General features: G+C 64.8%; 26 protein-coding genes and 1 pseudogene. 10 read left to right on the top strand and 17 right to left on the bottom strand.

What is annotated here, in order from left to right; genetic code table 11:
• Window positions 1–16 precede the first annotated feature (16 nt).
• From ACVIGA_RS23395 to ACVIGA_RS23385, 3 genes and pseudogenes are all read right to left on the bottom strand, one after another.
• A complete protein-coding gene (locus tag ACVIGA_RS23395) occupies window positions 17–736 on the bottom strand; it encodes a ribonuclease activity regulator RraA (RefSeq protein ID WP_092121813.1) in 720 nt (239 codons plus the stop codon).
• Window positions 737–859: 123 nt separating this feature from the next.
• Window positions 860–2600, bottom strand: a pseudogene (gene araD / locus ACVIGA_RS23390) (L-arabinonate dehydratase).
• A gap of 264 nt (window positions 2601–2864) precedes the next feature.
• Entirely contained in the window at window positions 2865–3497 is a 633-nt protein-coding gene (locus ACVIGA_RS23385) for a response regulator transcription factor (RefSeq protein WP_092121810.1), read from the bottom strand.
• A gap of 154 nt (window positions 3498–3651) precedes the next feature.
• On the opposite strand from ACVIGA_RS23385, the gene ACVIGA_RS23380 reads away from it, so the two are divergent.
• Window positions 3652–3960, top strand: a complete 309-nt coding sequence (locus ACVIGA_RS23380; protein WP_375778075.1) for a hypothetical protein — start codon at window positions 3652–3654, stop codon at window positions 3958–3960.
• Between the two features lie 172 nt (window positions 3961–4132).
• On the opposite strand, the gene ACVIGA_RS23375 is transcribed toward ACVIGA_RS23380, so the two are convergent.
• The 6 genes from ACVIGA_RS23375 to ACVIGA_RS23350 form a co-directional block, all read right to left on the bottom strand.
• Entirely contained in the window at window positions 4133–4450 is a 318-nt protein-coding gene (locus ACVIGA_RS23375; protein WP_050404430.1) for a hypothetical protein, read from the bottom strand.
• A gap of 3 nt (window positions 4451–4453) precedes the next feature.
• Window positions 4454–5311, bottom strand: coding sequence for a CheR family methyltransferase (locus tag ACVIGA_RS23370; protein WP_456668134.1), 858 nt, complete (start codon window positions 5309–5311; stop codon window positions 4454–4456).
• A 35-nt stretch (window positions 5312–5346) separates the two neighbouring features.
• Complete coding sequence (locus tag ACVIGA_RS23365; RefSeq protein WP_456668133.1) at window positions 5347–5736, bottom strand: response regulator; 390 nt, start codon at window positions 5734–5736, stop codon at window positions 5347–5349.
• A gap of 43 nt (window positions 5737–5779) precedes the next feature.
• Window positions 5780–6253, bottom strand: coding sequence for a chemotaxis protein CheW (locus tag ACVIGA_RS23360; protein WP_223974446.1), 474 nt, complete (start codon window positions 6251–6253; stop codon window positions 5780–5782).
• A gap of 22 nt (window positions 6254–6275) precedes the next feature.
• The gene (locus ACVIGA_RS23355; RefSeq protein WP_456666542.1) at window positions 6276–9002 is read right to left on the bottom strand and encodes a hybrid sensor histidine kinase/response regulator; all 2727 of its coding nucleotides are present in this window, start codon (window positions 9000–9002) and stop codon (window positions 6276–6278) included.
• 398 nt (window positions 9003–9400) lie between these two features.
• The gene (locus tag ACVIGA_RS23350) at window positions 9401–10999 is read right to left on the bottom strand and encodes a flagellin N-terminal helical domain-containing protein (RefSeq protein WP_456668132.1); all 1599 of its coding nucleotides are present in this window, start codon (window positions 10997–10999) and stop codon (window positions 9401–9403) included.
• A gap of 589 nt (window positions 11000–11588) precedes the next feature.
• On the opposite strand from ACVIGA_RS23350, the gene ACVIGA_RS23345 reads away from it, so the two are divergent.
• The 3 genes from ACVIGA_RS23345 (at window position 11589) to ACVIGA_RS23335 (ending at window position 13585) form a co-directional block, all read left to right on the top strand.
• On the top strand, window positions 11589–12266 hold the full coding sequence (locus ACVIGA_RS23345; protein ID WP_456670869.1) for a Crp/Fnr family transcriptional regulator: 678 nt from the start codon (window positions 11589–11591) through the stop codon (window positions 12264–12266).
• 194 nt (window positions 12267–12460) lie between these two features.
• Window positions 12461–13180, top strand: a complete 720-nt coding sequence (locus ACVIGA_RS23340; RefSeq protein WP_456668131.1) for a Crp/Fnr family transcriptional regulator — start codon at window positions 12461–12463, stop codon at window positions 13178–13180.
• Window positions 13181–13336: 156 nt separating this feature from the next.
• Window positions 13337–13585 carry a hypothetical protein gene (locus ACVIGA_RS23335; protein ID WP_456668130.1) on the top strand — a complete coding sequence of 83 codons (249 nt, stop codon included), beginning with the start codon at window positions 13337–13339 and terminating at the stop codon, window positions 13583–13585.
• Window positions 13586–13684: 99 nt separating this feature from the next.
• Here the strand turns inward: ACVIGA_RS23335 and ACVIGA_RS23330 are convergent, their stop codons facing one another.
• Complete coding sequence (locus ACVIGA_RS23330) at window positions 13685–14248, bottom strand: helix-turn-helix domain-containing protein (protein WP_456668129.1); 564 nt, start codon at window positions 14246–14248, stop codon at window positions 13685–13687.
• Window positions 14249–14997: 749 nt separating this feature from the next.
• Here ACVIGA_RS23330 and ACVIGA_RS23325 point away from each other — a divergent pair.
• Entirely contained in the window at window positions 14998–15393 is a 396-nt protein-coding gene (locus tag ACVIGA_RS23325) for a hypothetical protein (protein WP_456668128.1), read from the top strand.
• A 154-nt stretch (window positions 15394–15547) separates the two neighbouring features.
• Window positions 15548–15736, top strand: a complete 189-nt coding sequence (locus ACVIGA_RS23320) for a hypothetical protein (RefSeq protein ID WP_456668127.1) — start codon at window positions 15548–15550, stop codon at window positions 15734–15736.
• Window positions 15737–15810: 74 nt separating this feature from the next.
• Here ACVIGA_RS23320 and ACVIGA_RS23315 read toward each other — a convergent pair whose 3' ends face one another.
• Together ACVIGA_RS23315 and ACVIGA_RS23310 are read right to left on the bottom strand one after the other, a co-directional pair.
• Window positions 15811–15993 (bottom strand): hypothetical protein, encoded by a 183-nt coding sequence (locus tag ACVIGA_RS23315; RefSeq protein WP_223977851.1) that lies wholly within the window; start codon window positions 15991–15993, stop codon window positions 15811–15813.
• A gap of 96 nt (window positions 15994–16089) precedes the next feature.
• Window positions 16090–17091: a glycoside hydrolase family 3 N-terminal domain-containing protein gene (locus ACVIGA_RS23310; protein WP_456668126.1), complete on the bottom strand. Its 1002-nt coding sequence runs from the start codon at window positions 17089–17091 to the stop codon at window positions 16090–16092.
• A 187-nt stretch (window positions 17092–17278) separates the two neighbouring features.
• Here ACVIGA_RS23310 and ACVIGA_RS23305 point away from each other — a divergent pair, with 187 nt between their 5' ends.
• A complete protein-coding gene (locus ACVIGA_RS23305) occupies window positions 17279–19324 on the top strand; it encodes an acetoacetate--CoA ligase (protein WP_456668125.1) in 2046 nt (681 codons plus the stop codon).
• A gap of 16 nt (window positions 19325–19340) precedes the next feature.
• Here the strand turns inward: ACVIGA_RS23305 and ACVIGA_RS23300 are convergent, their stop codons facing one another.
• The gene (locus ACVIGA_RS23300; protein WP_456668124.1) at window positions 19341–20264 is read right to left on the bottom strand and encodes a LysR family transcriptional regulator; all 924 of its coding nucleotides are present in this window, start codon (window positions 20262–20264) and stop codon (window positions 19341–19343) included.
• Between the two features lie 71 nt (window positions 20265–20335).
• Here ACVIGA_RS23300 and ACVIGA_RS23295 point away from each other — a divergent pair, with 71 nt between their 5' ends.
• From ACVIGA_RS23295 to ACVIGA_RS23285, 3 genes are read left to right on the top strand one after another with little or no spacing between them, the layout of a single operon-like run.
• Entirely contained in the window at window positions 20336–21496 is a 1161-nt protein-coding gene (locus ACVIGA_RS23295) for an alanine racemase (protein ID WP_456668123.1), read from the top strand.
• A 17-nt stretch (window positions 21497–21513) separates the two neighbouring features.
• Window positions 21514–22170, top strand: coding sequence for an HAD-IA family hydrolase (locus ACVIGA_RS23290; protein ID WP_456668122.1), 657 nt, complete (start codon window positions 21514–21516; stop codon window positions 22168–22170).
• A gap of 13 nt (window positions 22171–22183) precedes the next feature.
• Window positions 22184–23317: a threonine synthase gene (locus tag ACVIGA_RS23285; RefSeq protein WP_456668121.1), complete on the top strand. Its 1134-nt coding sequence runs from the start codon at window positions 22184–22186 to the stop codon at window positions 23315–23317.
• 15 nt (window positions 23318–23332) lie between these two features.
• Here ACVIGA_RS23285 and ACVIGA_RS23280 read toward each other — a convergent pair whose 3' ends face one another.
• Genes ACVIGA_RS23280 through ACVIGA_RS23265 form a run of 4 tightly spaced genes read right to left on the bottom strand, consistent with a single transcriptional unit; the run spans window position 23333 to window position 26712 of the window.
• Window positions 23333–24364, bottom strand: a complete 1032-nt coding sequence (locus ACVIGA_RS23280) for a glycosyltransferase family 4 protein (protein WP_456668120.1) — start codon at window positions 24362–24364, stop codon at window positions 23333–23335.
• On the bottom strand, window positions 24364–25467 hold the full coding sequence (locus ACVIGA_RS23275) for a UDP-2,3-diacylglucosamine diphosphatase (RefSeq protein ID WP_456668119.1): 1104 nt from the start codon (window positions 25465–25467) through the stop codon (window positions 24364–24366). Before ACVIGA_RS23275 ends, ACVIGA_RS23280 begins: the two co-directional genes overlap by 1 nt.
• Window positions 25464–26123: a DedA family protein gene (locus ACVIGA_RS23270; RefSeq protein WP_456668118.1), complete on the bottom strand. Its 660-nt coding sequence runs from the start codon at window positions 26121–26123 to the stop codon at window positions 25464–25466. The genes ACVIGA_RS23275 and ACVIGA_RS23270 overlap by 4 nt, the downstream gene beginning before the upstream one ends.
• Before the next feature lie 10 nt (window positions 26124–26133).
• Entirely contained in the window at window positions 26134–26712 is a 579-nt protein-coding gene (locus ACVIGA_RS23265) for a class I SAM-dependent methyltransferase (protein ID WP_456668117.1), read from the bottom strand.
• Window positions 26713–26992 lie beyond the last annotated feature (280 nt).

Raw genomic sequence — 26992 nt, 5'->3', positions numbered from 1 at the left:
GACGACGGCGGTGGGGCTACCGCCCCTTCGCCTTCCGCCAGGCCGCAAAATCCTTCAGCGTCTGCTCGTCGGTCGCGGGATAGAGGCCGAAGATGCCGCGGCCGTTCTGCACCTGCTCGGTGACGAAATCCTCGAACGCCGTCATCTCGAAGGTCTCGTTGGCGATCTCGTCGGCGAGGTGCGCCGGGATCACGATGACGCCATCGCTGTCACCGAGGATCACGTCGCCGGGAAACACCGGCGCGTCGCCGCAGCCGATCGGAACGTTGATCTCGATCGCCTGATGCAGCGTCAGATTGGTCGGCGCGCTCGGGCGATGATGAAACGCCGGGAAGCCGAGCCGCGCGATCTCGGCCGAATCGCGGAAGCCCCCATCGGTGACGACGCCGGCGCAGCCGCGCTTCATCAGCCGCGTCACCAGGATCGCGCCGGCAGAGGCGGCGCGCGCATCCTTGCGGCTGTCCATGACCAGCACGCTGCCGGGCGGGCAGTCCTCGATCGCCTTGCGCTGCGGATGCGCGCGGTCGCGGAACACCTCGATGGTGTTGAGGTCCTCGCGCGCCGGCATGTAGCGCAGCGTGAAAGCCTCGCCGACCATGGTCGGCTGGTCCGGGCTCAACGGGTGAACATCTTGGATCATCTGGATCCGCAAGCCGCGCTTGAACAGCGCGGTCGCGACCGTCGCGGTGGAGACGGATTTCAGCTTGTTGCGGGTGGTGTCGCTCAGTTTGGACATTGGTGTTGCTCCTTTCGTCATTCCGGGGCGCGCAAAGCGCGAGCCCGGAATCCATCGGGCCGCATGCAGTGCGGTGAAATGGATTCCGGGCTCGCCGCTACGCGGCGCCCCGGAATGACAGCATCAGTAAATCGACGGCTCGCCCACCGGTTTACCAAAACCGGTCTCGAGGAAATCGAAGTCGCAGCCCTCATTGGCCTGCTTGATGTGCTTCGAGAACATCCAGCCATAGCCGCGCTCGAAGCGCTTTTCCGGCTGCTTCCATTCGGCGCGTCGTTTGGCGAGCTCCGCCTCGGACACATCGAGATTGATGGTGCGCGCGGCGACGTCGAGCGTGATGCGATCGCCGTTCCTCACCAGCGCCAGCGGGCCTCCGATGAAGGACTCCGGCGAGACGTGCAGGATGCAGGCGCCGTAGCTGGTGCCGCTCATCCGCGCGTCCGACAGCCGCACCATGTCGCGCACGCCCTGCTTCACGAGCTTGGTCGGGATCGGCAGCATGCCCCATTCCGGCATGCCGGGCCCACCCTGCGGGCCGGCGTTGCGCAGGATCAGCACATGATCGGCCGTGACGTCGAGATCGGTATCGTCGACCGCCTTCTTCATCGAGGGATAGTCGTCGAACACCAGCGCAGGTCCAGTGTGCTTGAGGAAGCGCGGATCGCAGGCGGACGGCTTGATGACACAGCCGTCGGGCGCGAGATTGCCTTTCAAGACGGCGAGCGCGCCCTCCCTGTAGATCGGGTTGTCGACGGTGCGGATCACGTCGTCATTATGGACCTCGGCACCTGCGATGTTCTCGCCGAGCGTCCTGCCCGACACGGTCATGCAGTCGAGATGCAGATGCTGCCTGATCCGGTTCATCAGGCCGGGCAACCCGCCGGCATAGAAGAAATCTTCCATCAGATAGAGGTCGCCGCTCGGCCGCACGTTGGCGATGACAGGCACCTTGCGGCTCGCGATCTCAAAATCGTCGAGCGAAATGTCCTGGCCGGCGCGGCGCGCCTGCGCAATGAGATGAATAATGGCGTTGGTCGAACAGCCCATCGCCATCGCGACCGTGATCGCGTTCTCGAACGCTTGTCGCGTCTGGATCTTCTGCGGGGTGAGATCCTCCCACACCATCTCGACGATGCGGCGGCCGGCTTCCGAGCTCATCCGGATATGGTTGGCGTCGGCCGCGGGGATGGACGAGGCGCCGGGCAACGTCATGCCGATGGCTTCGGCGATCGCGGTCATGGTCGAGGCCGTGCCCATGGTCATGCAGGTGCCATAGCTGCGGGCGATGCCGGCCTCCATGTCGACCCAGTCCTTGTCGGAGATCTTGCCGGCGCGGCGCTCGTCCCAGTATTTCCAGGCATCCGAGCCCGAGCCGAGCGTCTTGCCTTTCCAGTTGCCGCGCAGCATCGGCCCGGCCGGCAGATAGATCGCCGGCAGGTTCATGCTGGTGGCCCCGAGCAGCAGCCCGGGCGTGGTCTTGTCGCAGCCGCCCATCAGCACCACGCCGTCGACCGGATGGCCGCGCAACAGCTCCTCGGCATCCATCGCCAGCATGTTGCGGTAGAGCATCGTGGTCGGCTTCAGCAGCGATTCCGACAGCGACAGCGCCGGCAGCTCGAGCGGAAAGCCGCCGGCCATCAGCACGCCGCGCTTCACGTCATCGACCCGGCTCTTGAAGTGCATATGGCAGGGCTGCGCGTCCGACCAGGTGTTGATGATCGCGATCACCGGGCCGGTCGCGCCACTCCTCCGGCGCGTAGCCCATCTGCATTGCGCGCGATCTGTGGCCGAAGGCGCGCAGATCGTCGGGCGCAAACCAGCGCGCGCTGCGCAATTGATCCGGGGTCTTGCTCTTCTTGGTCATCTTGGATGCGCCATATGCTTCGATATTGCGTGTTTCGATATTGCTCGCACGCGCGCGGTCTCAGCGCGCACGCCCTGCGCCACGCATATACAGGATTTCCGGACGTGTCGTCCCGCGCGCGGCGCAGACGTGCCGTTCACCGCCCGCACCTGTTTCGCAAATCGGTACTGGCCCGCACCACAAGCTGAGCGTGCGGTGCACAAACGGCGCAACGTGGAAGCCGGAGCGCGAGCCAGCCCTGGCCGACTTTTGGCCGACCTTGGCTTACTTCTGCTGCGCCGTCATCACGATGCGGACGAGGTCGGCGGCGTTGCGCGCGCCGAGCTTCTTCATGATGTTGGCGCGGTGATCCTCGATCGTACGCGGGCTGATCCCGAGATGACGCCCGGCCTCCTTGTTGGAAGCGCCCGCGGTGAACTGCTCGAGCACTTCGCGCTCGCGACGAGTGAGCGGCTCGCGCCCCGGAAAATGCAGCGCGGCGATGCGGGATGCCGAGGTCTCGGCCTGGCGCCTGGTGTAGGCGTCGATCGCCTCATTCAGGCGGCTGACGATCTCGTTGCCGCGGAACGGCTTCTCGATGAAGTCGAGCGCACCGTTCTTGATGGCGCTGACCGCCATCGTGATGTCGCCTTGACCGGAGATCATGAAAATCGGTGCCGGATAATCCTCGCCGTGCAGCTCCTTCAGGATATCGAGGCCGGATTTGCCGGGGATATGCACGTCGAGCAGGATGCAGGCTGGCGTCCGGCTGCGCGCCACCGCGAGCAGCGCGGCACCGTCCGCAAAGCAGATCACCTTGTAGCCAGCGGTCGACAGGACCACGGAAAGCGTCTCGCGAACGGCGGGGTCGTCGTCGACTACAAAGATTTCCCCGCGAGGAGCGCCATTCTCAACCATATGTATCCGTCCATCAGTGGTGAAGCGTGCTGCCAAGACTGCACAAGACGTAACTCGACCATCTCGATCAATGGACCCGTATTTGTACGGGACGTCCGCTTAACGCACAAGTAGCACCGCGGTCCCTAAAAGTGGGGGCAGTGGAGAAACATGCATGGAAAATGCAGCGGCGGACGGCGTTGCGGTGTGCCTGGACGAGGGCAGCGATCCCTACAGCCTGATCGTGACCGACCTGGTCGCGCTGATCGGCCATGTCCAGGCGAGCCTGCGGCTGATCGAGGCGGCGATCGCGCGCGAGGCATTTCTGGCCGAGCAGGACGACGCTGCCAACATCTTCGTGCTTGACGACGTCACCCCGCGCTACGCAGTGGCCTCCACGGCCCTGAAGGCCTGCGACACCGGCCTCGGCATGGCACTCGATCGGCTGCGCGATCCAGAGGCACCGGCGCGTTTCCTGAACTGACCAGCCGGACCGGCCAGCGCCAAGTTCGGCGCCATCATACAGATTGTGCCGACGATGCCCAATTCTCGGGGCGACGATCCGTTCCAGGTTCGGATTGGCGGCAGGCATCGCCCGCCCAGCCGGGTCAGGCCTTCTTCACGTCAGACCTACTTGATATCAGGTCTTGTTGATATCAGGCTCTGGCCCGCTCTTCGTCGGAGCCCGACCGCCGCTTGCTCGGCTTGCCCTTGAGGAAGCTGATGTCCATTTCGGTGCCGTTGACGCGGACCAGCTCGCAGCGGCGATAGGCGAGCCCGGTCGACGACAGCAGGAGGAAGAACTCCTTCAGGTTGAGCCCCTGAATGGAACCCTCGACGGTTAGCGCCGCGTCATTGTCGGAGATGGCATTGAGCTGGCAGTCGCGCCGCCAGGTGCCGTCGATGGCCATGATGCAGACATCGACGCCCCGGCTGAACGTGACACGCTCAATGGATTTGCCGTCCTCCGTCATCGCTCAATATCCGACCGCCATGGCAGTCCGCGGCATCGCAAGCGCCGGCCGCACTCCGCTCGGCCGGTACAGGCCGCGCCGCTCGGGAATCGGCTTGAACGTGTCGGTCAAGCCGACCACGGTTTCGGCGGCGCCGAGCACCAGGAAGCCGTCGGCCTCCATCAACCGCGCGAGCCGGTTGAAGATGTTGATCTTGGTGTCCTGGTCGAAATAGATCAGCACGTTGCGACAGAAGATCATATCGAACGTGCCGAGCTGGGAGAAATCGTGCAGCAGATTGAGCTGACGGTGCTGCACCATCGCGCGCAACTCGGGATTGATCTGCCAGAGTTCGCCCGACTGCTTGAAATACTTCACCAGCATCTGGATCGGCAGCCCGCGTTGCACCTCGAACTGGCTGTAGATGCCGGCTTTCGACTTCTCCAGCACCTCCTGCGACAGATCGGTCGCGGTGATCTCGACCCGCCATCCTGCAAGCGCTGCGCCCATCTCCTTGAGGCACATCGCCAGCGAGTAGGGCTCCTGGCCGGTCGAGCCGGCGGCGCACCAGATCCGGACGCTGCGGCGCGCGGCACGCGCTTTCAGAACCTCGGGCATGATGGTGTCGCGGAAATGGTCGAACGGCACCTTGTCGCGGAAGAAAAACGTCTCGTTGGTGGTCATCGCCTCGACCACCTGGACGGTGTGCGTGGACGAGCCGGCCCTGATCTTGGCGATCAGGTCGGGGATACCGGACAGGCCGCATTTGCGGGCCAGCGGCAGCAGGCGGCTCTCGATCAGATATTGCTTGTCCGCGGACAGATCGAGACCGGAATGGTCCTTCAGGAGCTTACGCAGATACTCGTAGTCGGGGGGCGTCACGGGAGCCTCGCAAAGACAAAGGGTGAAACTGGGTATTAGGCTTCAGCCGGCGCATCGAGCGCCAGCAGACCCACTTCCTGGAATTTCGCGATCACGATGTCCTTGTCGAACGGCTTCATGATGTACTCGTTGGCGCCGGCATGCAGCGCCCGCGAGATGTGGTCGATGCCGTTCTCGGTGGTGCAGAACACAACTTTCGGCACATCGCCGCCGGGCATGCGGCGGAGCTGCACGAGGAATTCGAAGCCGTCCATGACCGGCATGTTCCAGTCGAGCAGCACCGCGTCCGGCAGCGCCTGCTTGCAGGCTTCGAGCGCGACCGCGCCGTCCTCGGCTTCGATGACGGTGAATTCCATTCCTTCGAGGATGCGGCGTGCGATTTTTCGCACCACACCGGAATCGTCGACGACAAGACATGTCTTCATATGTTGGCCTCCTTGTAGAGTCCGCCGTCTCCGCGGCGGAGCGTTACGCTGCAGCGAGTGTCTTCGGCACCAGTTCGAGCACGCGATCGACATCGAGGACGACCATGAGCTGTCCGTCGAGGCGGTGAACGCCGCCGGCGAGCCTGGCCATGCGGGGATCGAGGTTGACCGGGTTGTCCTGGCGGCTGTCGTCGGACAGCCTCAAGACCTCGCCGATCTGGTCGATCAGCAGGCCATAGGATTCACCGCGCTGGTCGACGCCGACCGCCATCGGCGGCTTGCCGTCGTCGGCCTTCGGCAGGCCGAGCCGGGCGCGCATGTCGACCACGGTGACGATGCGGCCGCGCAGATTGAGCACGCCGGCGATCTCGCTGGAGGCCAGCGGCACCCGCGTCAGCCGCTCCGGCATGAACACGTCCTGCACCCGCGAGATCGGCAGGCCGAACAGCTGTCCGCCGATCACCGCGGTGACGTATTCGGCCATCGCGCCTTCACTGGTCTCGGTCTTGCTGGTCATCAATTCGTTTCCTTGCATCCGGTCACGCGGCGCGGCGCAGTTCGGCGGTCTGCTCTTTCAGCGCCGCGATCAGCCCGGGACGGTCGAACTTGGCGACATAGTCGTGGAAGCCGGCCTGCCGGCCGCGCTCGATCGCCGCCGGCGACACCATCGCCGACAGCGCGATGATCGGCAGCCCGACGAGGTTGTGGTCAGAGCGGATGTTCTCGGCGAACTCAAAGCCGTTCATCTCGGGCATCTCGATGTCGGTCAGCACGACGTCGAAGGCCTGCCCCGAGCGCAGTGCGGCGAGCCCTTCCTGCGCATTCGGCGCGGTCCGCACCTTGTAGCCGGCGGCCTTGAGCACCGGCGCCAGCATGTTGCGGAAGAACGCACTATCGTCGACCAGCAGCACCGACTGCGCCGACGCCGACGGGCGCATCTCCTTGCGCGAGAACCAGTCGGCAAACGCCATCGGCAGGAAGTGGCCGACGTCGATCACCTCGGTGGCCTGGCCCTTGATCACGGCCGAGCCGAGGATGCCGTCCTGGGAGCCCGCGACCTCGATGTTGAGCCGCTCCTCGACGATGTCGATGATCTCGTCGACCACGAGCCCCATCGAACGGCCGTCGTCGGCGAACACCAGGATCGGCTGCGCGCCTTGGGTCTGCACCTCGACGCCTATCATCTGCACCAGCGGCATCAGCTGCTCGCGGTACTGCACCATGTAGCGGCCGTTGGAGAGCTCGATCTTGTCGGTTGCGATCTCCTCGAGCCGCGTGACGAGGCCGAGCGGCACCGCCTTGGGCTGGCTGGAACCGGCGCGGAACACCAGCAGCGAGGTCAGCTGCTCGCCGCTTGAGGCATGCGCCGCGGCATTGTCGTCGGCCATGTCATGGGCCGAGGAGCCGGAGGCGCCGAGCGCTTTTGCAATGCCGTTGGGGTCGATGATCATGATGACGGCACCATCGCCCAGGATGGTGTTGCCGGAGAACATGTCGATGTGGCGCAGCTTGGTCGACATCGGCTTGACCACGATCTCCTCGGTGTGGAACACGCCGTCGACCACGATGCCAAAAGTCTGGCTGCCGACTTGCGTGACCACGATGAAGCTGTTCTCGGCATCGGAGGTCGCGCCGTCGTCGATCTTGAGCAGCTTCTTGAGATGGATCAGCGGCAGCAGCTTGTTGCGCAGCCGCAGCACCGCGGTGTCCTTGATCCGCTCGATGCGGTGCTCGGAGTTGGCGCGGGCCCGCACCAGCTCGACCACGGACAATTGGGGAATCGCAAAGCGGTCGCCGCCGGCTTCCACGATCAAGGCGGAGACGATCGCCAGGGTCAGCGGGATCTTGATGGTGACCGAGGCGCCCTCGCCGGCCACGCTCTTGATGTCGATGGTGCCGCCGATCTGGTCGATATTGGTGCGCACCACGTCCATGCCGACGCCGCGGCCGGACACCGAGGTCACTTGCGCTGCGGTCGAGAAGCCCGGCGCGAAGATGAACTTGTGGATCTGGGCTTCTGTCATCTTCTCCAGCTCGGCCTCGGTGACGAGACCGTTCTGGAGCGCCTTGGCCTTGATCCGCTCGGTGTTGAGCCCGCGGCCATTGTCGGCGATGCAAATGATGATGTGGCCGCCTTCGTGATAGGCGGACAGGCGAATGGTGCCCTGCTCGGGCTTGCCGCTGGCGACCCGCTCGGCGGTGGTCTCCAGGCCATGATCGGCGGAGTTGCGCACCATGTGCGTCAACGGATCCTTGATCAGGTCGAGCACCTGGCGGTCGAGCTCGGTGTCGGCGCCGTGCATCTCCAGCTCGATCTGCTTGCCGAGTTCGCCGGAGAGATCGCGGACGATGCGCGGCAGCTTCTGCCAGGCATTGCCGATCGGCTGCATGCGCGTCTTCATGACGCCTTCCTGCAGCTCGGCGGTGACGTTGGAGAGCCGCTGCAGCGGCACCTTGAACTCGGTATCCTCGTTGCGCCGGGAGATCTCGAGCAGCTGGTTGCGGGTCAGCACCAGCTCGGAGACCATGGTCATGAGGTGTTCGAGGGTATCGACATTGACCCGGATCGACTGGTTGGCGATCTTGTCGCCTTCCTGGACAACATCCTCGGCGGCGGCCTTGCGGGCCGGCTTCTTCGCGGCCTCGGCCGGCTCGGCTGCGGGGGCAGCGGCGACGGGCTTCGCGACCGGCGCAGGTGCCGGTGCAGCCAGTTCGGTCTCGGTCTCGCGGAAGGCGCGCTCGAGCTCGTCGAGCGAGACCTCGCCCGGACGCAGCGGACGCTCCAGCGTCTGCACCACCAGCGTGCCTTCGGTCATTGCCGCCTGCACGGATGGAGATTCAACGACTGGCATATCTTCAGCAGCAGTCTCGCCGGCAGCCATCGCGGCCATGCCGCGCTCGACCATCGCCTCGAGCTGATCGATCAGATCGCGGTCGTTACCCTCGGGCTCGGCCTCGGTCGCCTCGAGCCCGCCGAGGATCTCCTTGATGCGGTCGATCGAGGACAGGATCAGCGTCACGGCTTCCGCTTTCACCGGCATGCCGTCGCGGAATTTGCCCATCAGGGTCTCGCCGGCATGCGCCAGCGCTTCCAGCCGCGGCAGCCCGAGGAAGCCGCAGGTCCCCTTGATGGTGTGCACAAGGCGGAAAATGTTGTCCAGGATCTTCGCGTTGTTCGGATCCTGCTCGAACTGCACCAGCTGGTTGTCGACCGTATCCAGGCTCTCGCTGCTCTCCGTCAGGAACTCGCGCAACAGATCGTCCATGAATCGGTCCCCTCAAGGTGCTACGGAACGCTCGCCTCGCATCGATAACTTGGCCGGCTTCACGGCGACGTTAATTTCGTCGTCCGTGCAAATACGGACGATGAAGCCTTTCAAGGACGACGCATCACGACATCACGGCCGGTTTCACAGCAACAGGCCCATACCACCCGGACGGGAAAGAGCCCGTTCCACCTGTCGTCGCAATTTGAACGAAATGAGATCGAGGGGCCGTCAAATCCGTCGAAACGCTGGCGGCCATGACATCCGCCTGCATCAGGACGCGATCGCCCATGGGTTGAACATGGGTTGAAACCAGCGGCATGGTTAAGCGAACCCAAAAGCAAAGGCGGCGGAGTTTCCTCCGCCGCCTCGATAGTCGTTGTCTGTCGCGGCTACGCTTAGCGGAGCAGCTGCAGAACGCTCTGCTGCGACTGGTTGGCCAGAGCCAGCGCGGACACCGCAATCGACTGGCGGGTCGACAGCGCCTGGCTGTTGGCCGCTTCCTCGTTGGTGTCGGCCAGCGTCAGGTTGGACGAGCCGGTCTGCAGCACGTTGATCAGGTTCTTCGAGAAGTCCTGGCGGATCTGCACGATCGACAGGTTCGAACCAAGGGTCGAAGCCTGGGTGCGCAGCAGGCCGCTCGCGTTGTTGAGCGTCTTCAGCGTGGCGTTGGCCGAAGCGTTGTCGATGAAGTCCGTGCCGGCGGTCAGCTTGGTGAGATTGAGGCCGGAGGCATCGAAGGTGACGCCCTGGATCTTCAGCGTCGAGGAGCCCGTCTCGTTGAAGGTCAGCTTGAGCTGATCGCCGTTGAGCAGGTTGATGCCGTTGTAGGAGGCGTCCTGGGCGGTGGTGGTGATCTGGTCCAGGATGTTGTTGTACTGGTTGACCAGGTTGGCGCGGTTCGACAACCCATTCGGATCCTGCACCGGGGCGCTGCCCGCCAGGCCGTTGAACAGCTTGCCGGCGCCGGCTGCCGTGCCACCGATCGTGCCGATGGTCGAGGACGCAGCATCGTTGGTGGTGCTGATGGTGAGCGCTCCGCCGGCGCTGAGCGACGCCTGCAGGTTGTTCGCCGACAGCGCGTTGTTCAGGTCGTTGAGGGACTTCACCTGGCCCGCGCCGCTACCAAACGTGATGTTGGTGGCCTTGCCATTGCCGGTCGGGTTGATCGTCAGCGTCAAGCCATCCAGCGGCGAAGGCGTTGCCACGGTGCGTGCCTTGGTTCCGGCGGTAAGGCCGAAAGCGGCCAGACCCGAGCCGGAGATGTTGAGGTCCTGGTTGGTGCCGGTGCTGATCTGGAGCGCACCAGCTGCCACGGTGGAGGCGGTGGCCGTGCCGGTGATGCCGTCGATCGCGGTGAGCAGGTCGCCGACCGTCAGCGTGCTGCCCGCGCCCGTGCCGAGGGTCACGTTGCCGGACGAATCCGTCGTCGAAGTGGTCTGCGAGGTCGAGAACGTGATCGACTTGCCGTTGACGCTGATCGTACCGGTCGGGGTCGCCGCCAGGCTATCGGAGTTGGCCGCAGTGACGAGCTTGGTGGCGGCCGTGATCGGCGCCGGCACCGTGAGATTGTTGTTGACGACCGTACCAGCGAGGGTCGCATTGCTGTAGGTGGCGGTGCCACGGATATCGTCGGTGGTCGCGCCGGTGACCACGGCGGTCGTCACCTGCGACTTCTGGGAAAAGCCGACCGCGGCCTGCAGGGCCTGGTTGGCAACCGACTTGGCGCTGTCGACGAGCTTCTGCAGCGAGGTGATGCCGGTGTTGGCGGACTGCAGCACCTGCACGCCGTTGCCGATGCCATCCAGCAGATTGTTGATGTCGCTGGCGCGGTTGTCGAGCGACTGCGCCGTGAAGAAGTTGGTCGGATTGTCGAGCGCGGTGTTGACCTTCTTGCCGGTGGACAAGCGGTTCTGCGTGGTGGCGAGCAGGTCGGCCGTCGACTGCAGCGAAAGCAGGTTCTGACGGACCGATGACGAAAGGACGATGCCGGACATACTGGTACCCTTCTGGATGAACACGAATGACGCGACGCCGTAAATTTCGCACGGCGACCGGTGCCACACTGGTCGGTCCGCGCTACCCGTTCGTTAAAGGGCCGGTCCGTACAAATACCCAGAATAGCTTTCCCGGTAATTCTTGGACCGCGGCGCAGAGGCCGCGGCTGAGCGGCGCGCGTTCGCCGCCGGATCAATCTCGTGACAGCGAATTAGTTCTCGCATTTGCGGGACTTGGCGCATGCTCGCGCTGCCCACCGCGGGCTTCAATATCCGCGATGGCAATTGCGACGGCGCACGCTTGAGCAGGCATTAGAGTTAATGGAAATCAATAAATGCGAGACAATGTCGCAACCGTATCGTCCGGGATGTGCGACATTCGAATCGCCTCGAACGCCGCGCAAGTCGATGCGATTGCCGAGCGTCTGCCCCCTAGAGGGTATAAGGTTCGCACCACAACCCTTGTGCTATTGGACAGGCAAGCTATGTTCGCTCTCCACACGCCAAGAGTAGGTGATGCGAGACCATAGTGCTCCCGCCCTCGGCAGGAGCTCCAATGTCCGCGGTATCGCGTCCGCCCAATCGCCTGTTGCAAGCACTTCCCTCCACGGAATACGCGCAACTTCATCCTCTTCTGGAAACCGTCGACCTGACCAAGGAAACGGTGCTCGCCGATGCCGGCGCGCCGGTGCAGCGGGTCTATTTCCCGCACGGCGGCGTGGTCTCGATGATGGTCAATCTGTCTGACGGGCAGTCAGTCGAGATTGCAACCATTGGTCGTGACGGCATCGTCGGCGCATCCGCCGCCCTGCATGAGCGGCCGCTGCTCGCCGACGCGATTGTGGTGGTGCCGGGCACGGCATCGATGGTGCGTGCGGAAGATTTCCGCGAGGCCGCTAATCGCAGCGCGCAGTTCCGGACCCTGGTTGCTCTCTATGAGCAGGCGCTGATGGCGCAGACCCAGCAATCCGTCGCCTGCAACGTGTCGCATCCGGTGGAGGCGCGACTGTCGCGCTGGCTGCTGCGCGCGCGCGACCTCTGCGGCAGCGAAGCCTTGCCGCTGACTCAGGAGATGCTGGCGCAGATGATCGGTGTGCGGCGCAATGCGGTTTCGATCGTCGCGCATGGGTTTCAGCAGGCCGGTATCCTGCGCTACAGCCGCGGCCATATCGAAATCACCGATATCGACGGCCTGCGGAAGGCGGCGTGTGAATGTTATGCGACCGTCAAGGCCCACGCCGAACAATTGATCGGGCCGGAAGATTGATCGAGGCAGCGCGCACGCTCGACTGATTTGCCGGGCGACACAAACCCGATCCTGTGCCGATAGCTGTTCCTAATGGAACCAAGATATGTTTCCATTGGAACCAAGACGTGCCAGAATAAGTTGTAGAACGACCCAACTGCACGCATTAGCCCTGATGACCAGAGACAAGCTTTGCCGGGAGGCAGGAGGTTGCTTTGGATACGGTTCCGCGACCGCCCAACGGATTTCTGGCTTCGCTCTCGGAGAGCGATTTTGGGCTGATCCGGCCCTATTTGCGGACGATCGACCTCGCCGCCGATTCAGTCCTGATCGAGACCGACGAGACGCTCAAGCGGACATACATGCCGCACAAGGGGGTGATCTCGCTGGTGGTCAGGCTGGCAAGAGGCGTCTGCGTGCAGATCGCGATGGTCGGCCGCGGCAGCATCTACGGTGCGTTCGCGGGGCTTGGTGAAGCCCCCACGCTGAACAGCGCCGTCGTGCTGGTGCCGGGTGTCGCTTCGACGATCGAGGTCGAAGCCCTGCGGGCGGCCGCCGGCGAGAGTCCGTCTCTGCGAGCGATGCTGATTCGGCACGGTCTCGCCGTCTATGCCCAGATCCAGCAGACCGCCGGCTGCAATGCCGCGCACACGGTGGAGTCGCGGCTGGCGCGATGCCTGCTGCACACGCGCGACCTCTCCGGCAGCAACAAGATCGCCCTGACGCAGGAGGCAATGGCCCAGATGATCGGCGCGCGCCGCAACAGTGTGTCGCTGGTCGCGCATACCCTGCAACAGGCCAATTTCATCCACTACAGCCGCGGCCACATCGAGATCACCAATGCGGATGGACTGATCAGGACCGCGTGCGAATGCTACGCCACGGTCAAGGCGCAATATGCGAGGCTGCTGAGTTGCCAGGAAGCCGGCGGCTAGACCTTGCTATTCTTGACGCGTTTTCTTCCCGCGAACCGGTGTCCACTTCGCTCGAAAACGCTCTAAGAGGTGCGCAAGCCGTACTTCTACGGCGTACGATTTTCACCGTCGGATAACGCTGCATCCGCAAAGTTGCGTCGACGCACGGGGGAGCTGATGTTCACGTACGAGACGACCGACCGGAAGGAAGCCCGGCGCTTCCGCATGGCCCAGTTCAACGGCCGGCCCGCCACCGTCAGGTCCGCCGGCGCGACAGTGACGGGACGTGTGCGCGCGATCGTCGAGAGCAAGTCCGGCGCGACGGCGGCATGGGTGGTCACGATCGTTCCGGACGAGCCGAAGACAGCCGGCTCCGCCGCGCGGCCCGCGCCGCGCCTGTGCTTCGCCGCGGAAGACGATTTCTAGAGCATTTTCGGTTCTGATTGAATCAGAACCGAAACTCTAGACTCTTATTTTGACGCGTTTTCTTCACGCGAACCGGTGCCCGCTTCGCTCGAAAACGCTCTATGCGGAATGCAACAAGGCCTTGCGGACCAGATCTGCGGTGTTGCGCGCACCGAGTTTGCGCATGGCCTCGGCGCGATGGCTCTCGAAGGTGCGCGGGCTGATGTTCATCCGCAACGCGCCCTGCTTGTTGGAATAGCCATCGCTGATCAGGCTGAGCACCTCACGCTCGCGTTTGGTCAACGGCTTGCGGCCCGCCTCCGGCGTGAACATGACGTCGGGCGATCGGGCACCGGCCGGCTTGTCGTCGAGCGGCGGCCTGAGATCGGTGGCCGGAAGCGCATTCGGATAGAGATCGGAGATCTGCTTCAGCATCGCGGACACCCGCTCGGTCTGCTCGAGCGCGTTCTCGATCACCTGCCGCAGATAGACGCCGTTGCCGGGCGCATGCGCGAACTGCTGACTGTGCTGTTTGAGCTCGTTCATATAGAGCAACAGCGCCGTCACCGGCCCGTTGAACTGCCGGACGATCGCCGCACCGGCGTCCGCGGTCGCCTGCGCTCTCGGCGCAGCGGCTGCCTGAAGCTCGGGCGGCTGCGCCTCGAGCGTCGCGGTTCCGCCCATCCATGTGGGAAGGCGAGCCTCGGCTCGGTTGTCATGTTGCGTCATAAGTATGGTTTACCGAAGGTGAACTTGTGGCCGCGTTAACACGGGACTCCGTAAAACTACGGGTGACGCAACTGTGACCTCGGACCCCGACCTGCCAAGCAGGCGCAGATTACCGCTGATTTGGCAACGAATCTCCCTTGTTTGATCGGAAGGACGGTATTCTTACGGGACACCGAGGCGCCTCATTCCGATGATCGCGCAGGTGGGGCTTTACCTTCCCAGGGCGCTCCCGGGCGCATCCGCACCCACATCCGCCCGCTGGGCTTAGGTTGAAATGGGCAGGATTCGCGCCGCCCCTCGGACATCAAGGTCGCCGGAGCCGAAGGAACTTCTCCAGGAAGCGTCCCGAAAGGACGAACCTGAGCCACCAATACGCCATTCGCCGGGTCGTCATCGACCAGCCCTCCGGGCATCGGGATCGCACCGGCTTACCGCACGCCGGGCGACGCGCGTATGAGACGGATCACATCGGCCTAGAGCGTTTTCGAGCGAAGTGGACGCCGGTTCGCGTGAAGAAAACGCGGCAAAACAACAAACTGGAGCTTCGGTTCCGATTCTATCAGAACCGAAAATGCTCCAGGCCCCGCGGGTCAGGCGAATGTCAATTTACAGCCCCGGCACGCGCCGCGATGATCGCGCCTCTCGACCAACAACAAAAGGGCGCGACAATGAAGCGAGGGCGGAACGGGCGAAAAGAATCCTGGATGACGATTGCGGCGCTGGCCGCAGCACTGCTGTCCGGCACCGGCGCGCGGGCCCAGACCACGCCGACCGGCAATGCAGCGCCGACGTCAGACAACGCGATCATGGTCACCATCTTCTTCAAGCATGATCAGTCACGCCCGCTCAGCGAGTTGAATGCGCAACTCGAGCGGCAGGGCTTCTACAAGGCGTTTCCGCCCGAAGGTGTCGAGGTCTTGAGCTGGTATGTGATGATGGGGGTCGGCCAGGTGGTGACCCTGCGGCTGCCGGCCTCGCGATTGCGCGAGGTCAATCGCGTCATCGAGAACAGTGCCTGGGGCGCCTATCACACCGAGTTCTATCCGACCTACGACTACAAGGCGGTCGGGATCGGCAATCACGAGAAGGCGAAGCAGTAACCAATCAGGTCCAAGTGCGCTTGCGGGACTTTTCACGCTTCGGTAGAGAAGCCCATCGCGGCGCATCAACAACGTCGCCGGTATTCTCACGAAATCGACCGAGCAGGGACGCGGTACCGCGCTCGCCGGCATTTCCGCCAGGCTCACCGACAACATGTTCATGATCGGCCTATCGAATGGCCAGGCGGACCGGCAGCGCAACCTCCAGGCGCTCAAGGAGCGACCTTGGTTCGATATCGCGATCGTTGACGGCAATCAGCATCGCTCGATCCTTGCGGTCGAAAAAGGATCGGCGGGAGATTCCGCTTTCGCCACGGCATTAGCCGCCTGGGGGCAGAACTAGACGAAGACCGCGCTCCGGACCTGCCGGTTCTGGCTCAGTCAGAACCGGCTCACCCATTGGACCTGATCCGCTGCCTAGGCGTGGGCCCGCGAACGCTGGCTCAGCCGCTTGGCCAGTATCCGCAAATCCTCGGCGCGCCCGCTGCAAAGGAGGCGGCTGAATTCGTCGGGATCGATACCGGCAGGCGGAAATTCTGCTGAGTTGCGTGGAACGCGGCGTAGCCAGGTCAATCGGAAGAGACGCTTGAGCATCTTCATGGTTGTTAGCCCCGATGAGCGTCGTTGTTAAATCGCGGTAATGAAATTTGGTTCCGTTCCTTGTGGTCGCCCGGCACAAAATTTGGTTCAATGCGATCAGGCGAGCAGTGCCTTGCGCTTTTGCACCCGCGCAATGGATCGGCTCACCTTGGCCTGATCCAGCGATCCGTCCTGCACTGCACCCGCGACCGCGGCGGCGATGCCGGCCATCGCCTGCTCCTCATCGAACAGATTGTTGCCGACGCAGATCATATCCATGCCGGCGGCGATCGCCTGCAAGCTGGCCGCGCCGGTGCCGAGCGCCTTTTGCAGCCCTTGCATCTGCATGTCGTCGGTGATCAGCAGCGTCTCGGGGAGCCGGCGGCGAAGCCGGCCGATCCCCGCCGACGATAGGGTCATCGGATGCTGCGCGTCCCACTGGCGGACAATGGCGTGACTGACCAGCACCGCATCGCCGAAGATATCCGGGGCCAACGCGTAGAACAGCTCTTCCTGCTCCGGCCGCAGCGCGTCGGAAATGTCCATGAACTCCAGGTGTGAATCGACATGCGCCCCGCCGATGCCCGGATAGTGCTTGAGGCAAAGACCCACGCTTGCCTGCCGCGCTGCAGCGTCGACCAGGCGGGCGTTGGCCTCGACCTCGCCGATCTCGGACGAATAGGACCGCTTGATCTTGCCGATGTTGGGATTATCGGGATTGTAGTCGACGTCGATGACGGGTGCGAAATTGTAGCGGATGCCAAGCCGCCGCAGCTCGCCATAGCTCGCCGCCAGGATCGCCTGCTTGTCCGCATGTGCGAGCAGATTGAAATCCTTCGCGCTCGGCAGCGGCTGGAAACCGAGGCCGTCCTTGAGCCGGCGCACCAGACCGCCCTCCTGATCAATGAAGACCAGCGGCTGCGACGGCAGCGCTGCGATCTCGGCGCAGAGCGACCGCACCTGCGCGGGCGAGGCGACGTTGTTGTCGTATTGCCGGGTCTGGCACGAGTAATCGAACAGGATCACCCCGCCGAGCCCGAACCGCGCAGCAAATTCCCTCAGCCAGGACGGGATGACCTTGCCGTAGAAGCCGAGGATGAAAAGTTCGCCGACGGACATGGCCGCTCGCTATCGGATAGGCATGGAATCAGCCCCGCACCCAACGCAATAGCACGCCGCGGCGGCGGTAAGAATATGACGCAAGCCGCGACCGCGACTGCGTTCCCCGTGCTCGCATCACTATGTTAAGACACGAAGGCTTGCCTCGATCGCGCATGCCACAGCACAAGAGATTCCGGAAACGCCCATGACCGCACCTTACGTCCCGCAAATGGCCCTGTACCGCGACTGGCTGAAGGAGACGCGCGGCCTTGCGTTTGCGGATTTCGAGGCGATGCGGCGCTGGTCGGTCACCGATATCGACGCCTTCTGGCAGAGCGTCTGGGACTATTTCGACCTGCGCTCGCCGACGCCGCATGCGGCGGTGCTGGCCGAGCGCAAGATGCCGGGCGCGGTGTGGTTTCCCGGCGCTTCGGTGAATTATGCGCGTCAGGTCTTTCGCCATGTCGCGCCGGCGCATGCCGCCGGCCTGCCGGCCCTGATCTCGAGCGGCGAGGATGGCAAGCTGTCGGAGACGAGCTGGCCGGAGCTGCAGCGTAAATCGGCGGCGCTTGCGCTGCATCTAAAGGCCAAGGGCGTCCGCGCCGGCGATCGCGTTGCGGCCTATCTGCCCAACATCCCCGAGACGATCATCGCGTTTCTGGCGACCGCGAGCCTGGGTGCGATCTGGAGCGTTTGCGCGCCCGACATGGCGGCGCCTGCGGTGATCGACCGCTTCAAGCAGATCGAGCCGAAGGTGCTGATCGCCTGCGACGCCGTGACCTATGCGGGCCGGCGTCATGACCGGCAAGGTGTGATCGAGGAATTGCGGCGCGCACTGCCGACGGTCGAGCATGTCATTCTGCACAGCGACGCCGCGCCGTCCGAGACAGGATTGTCGTCCATCCTTGCGGGCCAGAGCGCGGAGATCGACGCCTTCGAGCCGGAATGGCTGCCGTTCGATCATCCGCTCTGGATCGTCTATTCCTCGGGCACCACGGGCTTGCCGAAGCCGATCCTGCACAGCCATGGCGGCGTGATCGTCGTGGCGCTGCCGCTCTCGACCCTGCACAACGACATCGGCTGCAGCTATCAGCAAAACTCGTTCGGCGAACGCTTCCACTGGTACTCGTCGACCGGCTGGATCATGTGGAATTGCCAGGCCAACGGCCTGCTCAACGGCACGACCTGCTGCATCTTCGACGGCAGCCCGGGCGGCACCAAGGACAAGCCGGACTGGACCACGCTGTGGCGCTTCGTCGCCGACGCCAAGGCGACATTCTTCGGCGCCGGCGCGGCGTTCTTCGCCAATTGCACCAAGGCGGAGATCGATCTCGCTGGTGTCGGCAACCTCTCGGGCCTGCGCACGCTCGGATCGACCGGCTCGCCGCTCAGCGCCGACACGCAGGCCTGGTTCAACGAACGCTTCGCCGCGCTTTCGAAGCGCAACGGCAACGCCGCGCAGGCCGACATCTGGTGGGCCAATATCTCCGGCGGCACCGACTTCGCGGGCGCCTTCATCGGCGGCAATCGCGAGCTGCCGCAGACGCCGGGCATCATGCAGTGCCGGCTGCTCGGCTGCGCAGTGGAAGCCTTCGACGAGCAGGGCCGCGCCGTGATCGACGAGGTCGGCGAGCTCGTCTGCACCGAGCCGCTGCCCTCGATGCCGCTGCGCTTCTGGAACGATCCCGGCAACGCACGATACATGGCGAGCTATTTCGAGACCTATCCCGACAATTTCGACGGCAGTGGCCGCGGCCCGGTGTGGCGGCACGGCGACTGGCTCAAGATCAACCCCGACGGCTCCTGCGTGATCTACGGCCGCAGCGACGCCACCAACAACCGCCATGGCCTGCGGATGGGCACCAGCGAGCTCTATTCGGCGATCGAGGCGCTGCCCGAGGTGCTGGATTCGATGGTCGTCGACCTCGAATATCTCGGCCGCGACAGCTACATGCCGCTGTTCGTGGTGCTGCGCGAGGGCGTTGTCCTCGATGCTGCGATGAAGGCGAAGATCAACAAGGCGGTCGAGGCCGGGCTGTCGCGCCGCTTCCTGCCCAACGACATCTTCGTGGTGGCGGAAATTCCGCGCACGCTGTCCGGCAAGAAGCAGGAGCTACCGGTCAAGAAGCTGTTGCTCGGCCACCCCGTCGAGAAGGTCATCAACCGCGATGCGATGGCCAATCCCGGCTGCCTCGACTGGTACCTCGACTTTGCCAGGAGCTATCTGAGCAGGCAGGCCGGCGCGGCATAAGCGATCGCGCCGTCTGTCAGCGCAGCCTGTTGCGCCATGGCGGCGGCGCAAGGGCGTCGCGCAGGTGCTCCACGAAAGCCTGCGTGCGCCTGGCCCGCCCGCCGCGGCCCGGATTGAGCAGCGCAACGATGTCGGCCGGCGGTAGGCGGAAGTTCGGCAGGACGCGCACCAGCCGGCCAAAGGCGAGGTCCTCGGCGACATCCCACTCCGACCTCACGATCAGGCCGTGATCCGCCAGCGCCCAGGCTTTCACCACCTCGCCGTCATTGCTCGACAGCATCGGCTCGATCCTGACGACGTCAGGCTCCGACGCCGCGCGCCGGCGCGAGAAGCGCCAGAGCGTCACGTCCTCTTCGTTCTCGCGCAACGCGATGCATTGATGCCCGCGCAGGTCCTGCGGGCTTGCCGGCATTCCCTTGCGCTTCAGATAGGCCGGCGAGGCACAAAGAAAGCGTTCATTGGGCGCAAGGCGCAGCAAGCGAAGCGTGGAATCCTTCAGCGCCCCGATATGGATCATGACATCCCACGCGCTCGCGGCGGAACGCGCCGGCCGATCGGAGAGTTCGAGCTCGACCGATACGTCGAGGTGGCGGGATCGGAAGGCAGCAACGGCCGGCGCAATGTAGCGGCGTCCGAAGCCGAGCGGCGCAAGAATCTTCAAATGGCCGGCGATGGTTCCGCGCCGCGCCTGCAGCGCTTCCGTCAACTCCGTCGCCTCGTCGAGCAGCGTGCCGCCGCGCAGCACCAGGAGTTCGCCCTCATCGGTCAATGTCAGCCGCCGGGCCGAACGGCTGACCAGTTGAACGCCGAGGCGCTGCTCGAGACTCTGCAGCCGCTGCGAGACGGCTGAAGGCGTCACGTCGAGCGACCGTGCCGCGGCCGCGAGCGACCGGGCCGCAGCGATGGCCAGGAAGAAGCGGATGTCGTCGGTCGAGAGCATTAAGTCCAGACTTAATCCAAGAATGACATTCGGTAAATTGTACTTAGCATGGAAACGGCTAGTCTCGCCGCATGTCAGCAGCCCCTGTTTTGAACGCACCGCATCCGCTTGCCGGGATCGAGACGCCCTGCCTCGTCCTCGACGAAGACCGAATGCTGCACAACATTGCCCGCCTGAAGACGCGGCTGTCGCGGCTCGGCGTGCCGCTGCGCCCGCATCTGAAGACCGCGAAATCCATTCCGGCGGCGCGTGCCGTGATGGACGGCTCAGGCGGCCCGGCCGCGGTCTCGACCCTCCAGGAGGCCGAGGTGTTTGCTGCGGCTGGCGTGAAAGACATCCTCTATGCCGTCGGCATCGCGCCGCAGAAGCTCGATCGCGTCGCGGCGCTGCGGCGACAGGGCGTGGACCTGTCCGTGGTGCTGGATAGCTTGGAGCAGGCGGCCGCCGTGACCGCGATGGCCCGCGCAACGAACGACCGCATTCCCGTGCTGATCGAGGTCGATTGCGACGGCCATCGCGCCGGTGTCGGCGCGTACGACCCGCAGCTGGTCGAGATCGGCCGCGCGCTGCATCAAGGCGGTGCTGAACTGCGCGGCGTGATGGCGCATGCCGGCGAATCCTATTCCTGCCGCAGCGTGGCGGCGCTCGAGCAGGCGGCCGAGCAGGAGCGCGCCGCCGCGGTCGCCTGCGCCGAGGCGTTGCGCGCGGCCGGACTGCCCTGCCCCGTGGTCAGCGTCGGCTCGACGCCGACCGCGCATTTCGCGCGCTGGCTCGATGGCGTCACCGAGGTGCGCGCCGGTGTGTTCGTGATGTTCGACCTTGTCATGGCCGGGATCGGGGCCTGCACGGTCGAGGACATTGCGCTGTCGGTGCTGGCGACGGTGATCGGCCATCGCGCCGATCGCGGCTGGACCTTCATCGACGCGGGCTGGATGGCGCTGTCGCGCGATCGCGGCACCGCGAAGCAGCCGATCGACCAGGGCTACGGCATCGTCTGCGACATCGATGGACGGCCCCATCGCGACCTAATCCTGACCGAAACCAATCAGGAGCACGGCATCATCGCGCTCCGTCCCGGCAGCACCGCGCCGCAGGTGACGCTGCCGGTCGGCACGAAGGTGCGGATCCTACCGAACCATGCCTGCGCGACCGGAGCCCAGCACGACCGCTATCATGTCGTCGCCGCCGGCTCCGGCTCGGTCCGGCAATGGGAGCGGTTTCGCGGATGGTAGGAAACGGAGCACAGCCCATGACCCGAGCCTATGACGCCGTTCTGTTCGATCTGCTGACCGCGCTGCTCGACAGCTGGACACTCTGGAACAAGGTCGCGGGCTCCGACGAGGCCGGGCTGCGCTGGCGGGCCGAGTATCTCAGGAATACCTATGCCACCGGACGCTATCGTCCCTATGAGGATCTGGTGGGCGAGGCTGCGCGCAATGTCGGGCTGCCGTTCGAATTGGCCGAGGAACTCGGCGCACGCTATGCGGAGCTCGATCCCTGGCCCGAGGTTTTCGACGTCCTGCAAACACTGCACGAGGCCGGCGTCGCGCTCGGCGTCGTGACCAACTGCTCGGAGCGGCTCGGCCGCATCGCCGCCGATCGCCTCGGCGTTCCCCTCACCGTGTTCGTGACGGCCGAACGCGCCGGCTACTACAAGCCGCAACCGCAACCCTATCAGCTCGCCCTCGACGAACTGCCGGTCGCGGCCAATCGATGCCTGTTCGTCGCGGGATCGGGCTATGATCTGTTCGGCACGGCACGTGTGCATCTGCCGACTTGGTGGCATAATCGGGCCGGAATGAACCTGCCGGAAGGGGCGCCCGCCCCGATCATGGTTCGTGACACCCTTGCGACCCTGCCGGCTTTCGTGCTCGGTCGCGACGTGTCCGACCGGACCGTGCCTTGAGGACTGAATAGAGATGCCTTCACCTGGTTATATCGACCCGCTCAACGGAAAGCTCTATCCGCTGGATGTTCCGCGCTGGTGCTCCGACGAGGGCAAGCCGCTGCTCGTCACACCGCTGCCCGGCATCTCCCGCGACGAGGTCGATCGCGGGACGCGCTCGCTGTGGCGCTATCGCGCGGCGCTGCCGGTCGAGATCAGGCAGCCGATCACGATGGGCGAAGGCTGCACGCCTGCGGTCGAGAAGCCGTGGGGCGATCTGCGGCCGCATTTCAAGCTCGAATGGTTCAATCCGACCGCAAGCTTCAAGGATCGCGGCACCACCGTGATGCTGTCTTTCCTGCGCCAGCTCGGCGTCGACGCGGTGCTGGAGGACTCTTCCGGCAATGGCGGCGCGTCGGTCTCGGCCTATGGCGCGGCAGGTGGCATGCGGGTCAGGATCCTTGCGCCGGCGACGACATCGCCGATGAAGGTGGCGCAGATGCACGCCTTCGGCGCCGAGGTGCAGCTGGTCGAGGGCCCGCGCGAGGAATCCGAGGCGGAAGCGATCCGCCAGTCGAAGCAGATCTTCTACTCAAGCCACAACTGGCAGCCTTTCTTCCTGCAAGGCACCAAGTCGCTGGCCTACGAGATCTGGGAAGACTTCGGCTTCACCGCGCCGGACAATGTCATCATGCCGGTCGGTGCCGGCAGCAGCCTGCTCGGCTGCTATATCGGCTTCAAGGAGCTGCTTGCGGCCGGACAGATCGCGCGGCTGCCGCGGCTGTTTGCCGCGCAACCATTCAACTGCTCGCCGGTCGATGCCAGCTTCGCCGCCGGCGTCGACACGCCGGTCGATCGCGCGGTCCGCAAGACCATCGCCGAGGGTACCGCGATCAAGCATCCGCTGCGCCTGAAGCAGATGATCGCGGCGCTGAAGGAGAGCGGCGGCGGCACGGTCGCGATTTCCGAAGACGGCATCGTGGCCGCACTGAAGCGGCTAGCCCGGACCGGCCTGTTCGTCGAGCCGACCTCGGCCTCGGCCGCCGCCGCGCTCGACGTCCTGAAAGACCGCGGCGCGATCCGGCCGGCAGAGCGCACCGTCGTCATCATCAGCGGGACCGGGATCAAGGCAGCCGGGCTGATCACCGAATTGCTGGGTAACCAGTAGGCCCGGAAACCGGCCTCATCCTCCCGCTACGGCGGCGCGCGTCGGTGAGGCGTGCGCCCGTCCGATATTGTCGAGGAACTGCCGCACGCTTTCCTGCCAGGTGAAGGTCAAGGCGTGGGCGCGGCATTTCTCGCGCGGCACCTGCAGCGCGCCGAGCGCCGCGCGGCGCAGATCATGATCGAGACAACCGCAGCCTGACTTGCCGATCACGTCGAGCGGCCCCATCACCGGAAAGGCCGCAACCGGCAGGCCGCTGGCCAGCGCCTCGAGGATCACCATCCCGAACGTATCGGTCAGACTTGGAAACACCATGACGTCGGCGGATGCATAGACATCGGCGAGCGCGCGGCCGGTCCGCGTGCCGAGAAAATGGACCTGCGGAAACCGGGCCTGCAATGTGCCGCGCTGCGGCCCGTCCCCGACCACGACTTTCGAGCCCGGCAGGTCGAGACCCAGAAAGGCATCGAGGTTCTTTTCAACCGCGACGCGACCGACATAGAGGAACACCGGCGCCGGGAAGGCGATCGGCCGCTCCGTACGCGGACAAAACAGCTCGGCATCGACGCCGCGCGACCACGGCATCAACTTGCGGAAGCCATGGGCCTTCAGCGCCTGCTCGAGTGACGCCGAGCCGACCATGATGCCGTCTCCGCTATTATGGAAACGGCGCAACGCCGCGTAGCTCCACCGCAGCGGGACCGGCAGCCGCGCGGCGAGATATTCAGGAAAGCGCGTGTGATAACTGGTCGTGAACGGATAGCCGCGGGTCTGGCAGACGTGCCGGCTGGTCCAGCCGATCGGGCCTTCGGTCGCGATGTGCACCGAGTCCGGGCGCGCAGCCGCGATGGCGCGCGCGATACGCCCGATCGTCGGCAGCGCGAGCCGGATCTCCGGATAGCCGGGCAGCGGCACGGTGCGGAAATCGGCCGGCGTCAAGAAGCTGATCTCCGCGCCGAGCGACGGCGCTTCACTGGCGAGATATTCGAGCGAGCGGACCACACCATTGATCTGCGGCCGCCAGGCGTCGGTTGCCACCAGCACGCGCATCAGGCCGCCGCCTGCGCTAGCGGCACAAGCTCCGCCGCATCCAGCGTCGTTCGCGCCTCCGTCCATCGGACGATTTCAAACTGCCCGTCATAGCGCTCGACCACACCCGTGCACGACTCCACCCAATCCCCGGTGTTGATGTAGCGGACGCCGAAATCGTCGTGCAGCGCCGCGTGATGGATGTGGCCGCAGATCACGCCCTGAACGTTGCTGCGCGCGGCCTCCGACGCCAGCACCTCCTCGAACCGACCGATGTGGTTGACCGCATTCTTGACCCGCAATTTCGCCCAGGAGGAGAACGACCAATAGCCGAACCCAAATCGGCGCCTGATCCAGTTGAGCCAGATATTGCAGGCGAGCGCAGCCCGATAGCCGATATCGCCGATCAGCGCGAGCCAGCGCGCATGCCGCACCACGAGATCGAAATGATCGCCGTGAACGACGAGATAGTCGCGGCCGTCGAGGCCACGATGGATCGCCCGATCGACAATCTCGACGCCGCCGAACGCCGCACCGGAATAGTCACGCAAGAACTCGTCGTGATTGCCGGGAATGTAGACCAGGCGACGGCCCCGTTGCGCGAGCTCGATCAGCTCCCGCGCAACCGCATTATGCGCCGTGGGCCAGTACCAGCTCGACCGCAGACACCAGCCGTCGACGATGTCGCCGACCAGGAACACGGTTTCGGCATCATGGTGGCGGAGGAAGTCGATCAACCGCTCGGCCTGGCATCCCCTGGTTCCGAGATGGACGTCGGAGATGAACAGGCTCCTGACCTTGACGACATCCCGCGGCGTGTGATCGCCAGCCCCATGCATCGGAAGTTGGGAGTCGACCTTGCCGTCCGGCCGAAACGCCGCCGCCATGGCTTCGGCCAATCCCGCAAGAACCTTCGTGACATCGCGGCTGGCGCATCGCCGGAAGATCGAGCGGTGCCAATAGATGCCTGCGATCAGGACCAGCAGCGCGAACTCGGCGGCGCGATATCGCCCGCCGGAAGCCGCGTGACCGAACTGATAGCTTGCGGCCAGCACCAGCAGCGTCGCGGCGGCGCGCTCGAGCGTATCCGAGCCCGGCCGCAGGCGGGACAACAGGGCTCTCATGCGCCTTCCTCCACCGGCAAGCGTGAGGGGAGCGCGCGCGGCTTGGCCAAAGGCTGCGGCGCGAGCGAGCGCTTGTAGAAGCGAAATCCAAGGAACAGCGCGACCTCCACGGCGATCAGGATGACCACCACCCAGAAGCCGAGGCTGATCGGATCGTGGCCACTGCCGCGCAGGACATAGCCGAGCGTGAGGAACGGCATGTTCCAGATCACGGTCCCGATCGCCGTTGCCATCACGAAGGCGCGCGGCTCCAGGTGCAACACACCGGCCGGGAGAGCGAGGTAAATCCGCACGGTGGGCAAGGTCTGACCGATCAGCGTCACCCAGAAATGATTGCCGCGATAGGCGTCGGTGAGCCGTCGGTAGAGCGAGGGCCGCAGCAACACGAACTTGCCATAGCGCGTCACCAGCCCCTCGATGCGCCGCGAGCCGAGCGCGCGCCCGAGCCCGTACCAGCCGATGGCGCCGACGACTGACCCGACGCTGGTCGCGAGGATGGTCATCGCGAGCATCGAGCCGTCGGAAACCGTCAAGCCGAGCAGCATCAGCAGCACGTAGGACGGAAGCAGCGGAATGAACTTCTCGGCGACGGCGAGGCAGCCAACTCCCACCAGGCCGAAGTGCAGAAACATCGCGATCGTGCTCGACGTGTCCATGACGCCTCGATCAAGCGTGGGTGTGGCGGCGGCTGATCCGGTACACGGAAGCCGGCGGCAGGTTGAGGAACGTCTGCCCGATGCAGCTCGCCTGCAGATCGAGGCGATCCAGGATCGCGTCTGCGACAGGACACCGCGGGCCATAAGTGATCTGGTAGAACGCCCCGCCAGCGCGGAGATAGCCGAAGGCGCCGTGCAGGATGGTGATGACTTTCTCCGGCGGCATCATGAGGAGGCCGAGGCCGCTCACGACCGCACCGACCGGCGCCCCGTCGAACAGCCGCTCCCTCCGCAGCCAGGCCGCGTCCATCCAGAACACCCGCGCGCCCGGGAAGCGCCGCTGCAGCAGCGGGATGAACTCGGAGCCATACTCCACCAGCGTCAGATCCTGCTGCCTCACGCCACGCTTCAGCAACGCGCGGGTGAAGACGCCCGTGCCGGGGCCGAGCTCGAGCACGGGGCCGGTATCCGCGGTGATCTCCTGCGCCATGAGCGACGAGATCGCTGGCCCCGACGGCGCGACCGCGGCGACACGCAACGGATTGCGCACCCAGGCGCGGACGAACGGCAGGATGTCAGCGGCGGACATGCTGGAGCTCCCGCACGATAAGCGCATCGCCGATGCCTCGGCGGAAGTTCGTTGACAAGGGCATTCACGTGTCTTTCGCATTGCGGGTGCCCACCATCATGTGTGGTAGGCTCCCGTCGGTTGAGCAGTGCCGGTCGGTGTCGAGACGATTCGATCGTCCCGATGCACGCTTCTGTCTCATGCGAAGCTTGCGCGAGCCTGTCGCGAATCCACGCGCGTGCGAAATTTTGGCGTGCGACGCAATCACGGGGAGCAAACCGCAAGGTTGCCGCAATGAATG

Source organism: Bradyrhizobium sp. USDA 3240, assembly GCF_054063295.1.
This window is presented reverse-complemented; position numbering and strand designations above follow the sequence as displayed.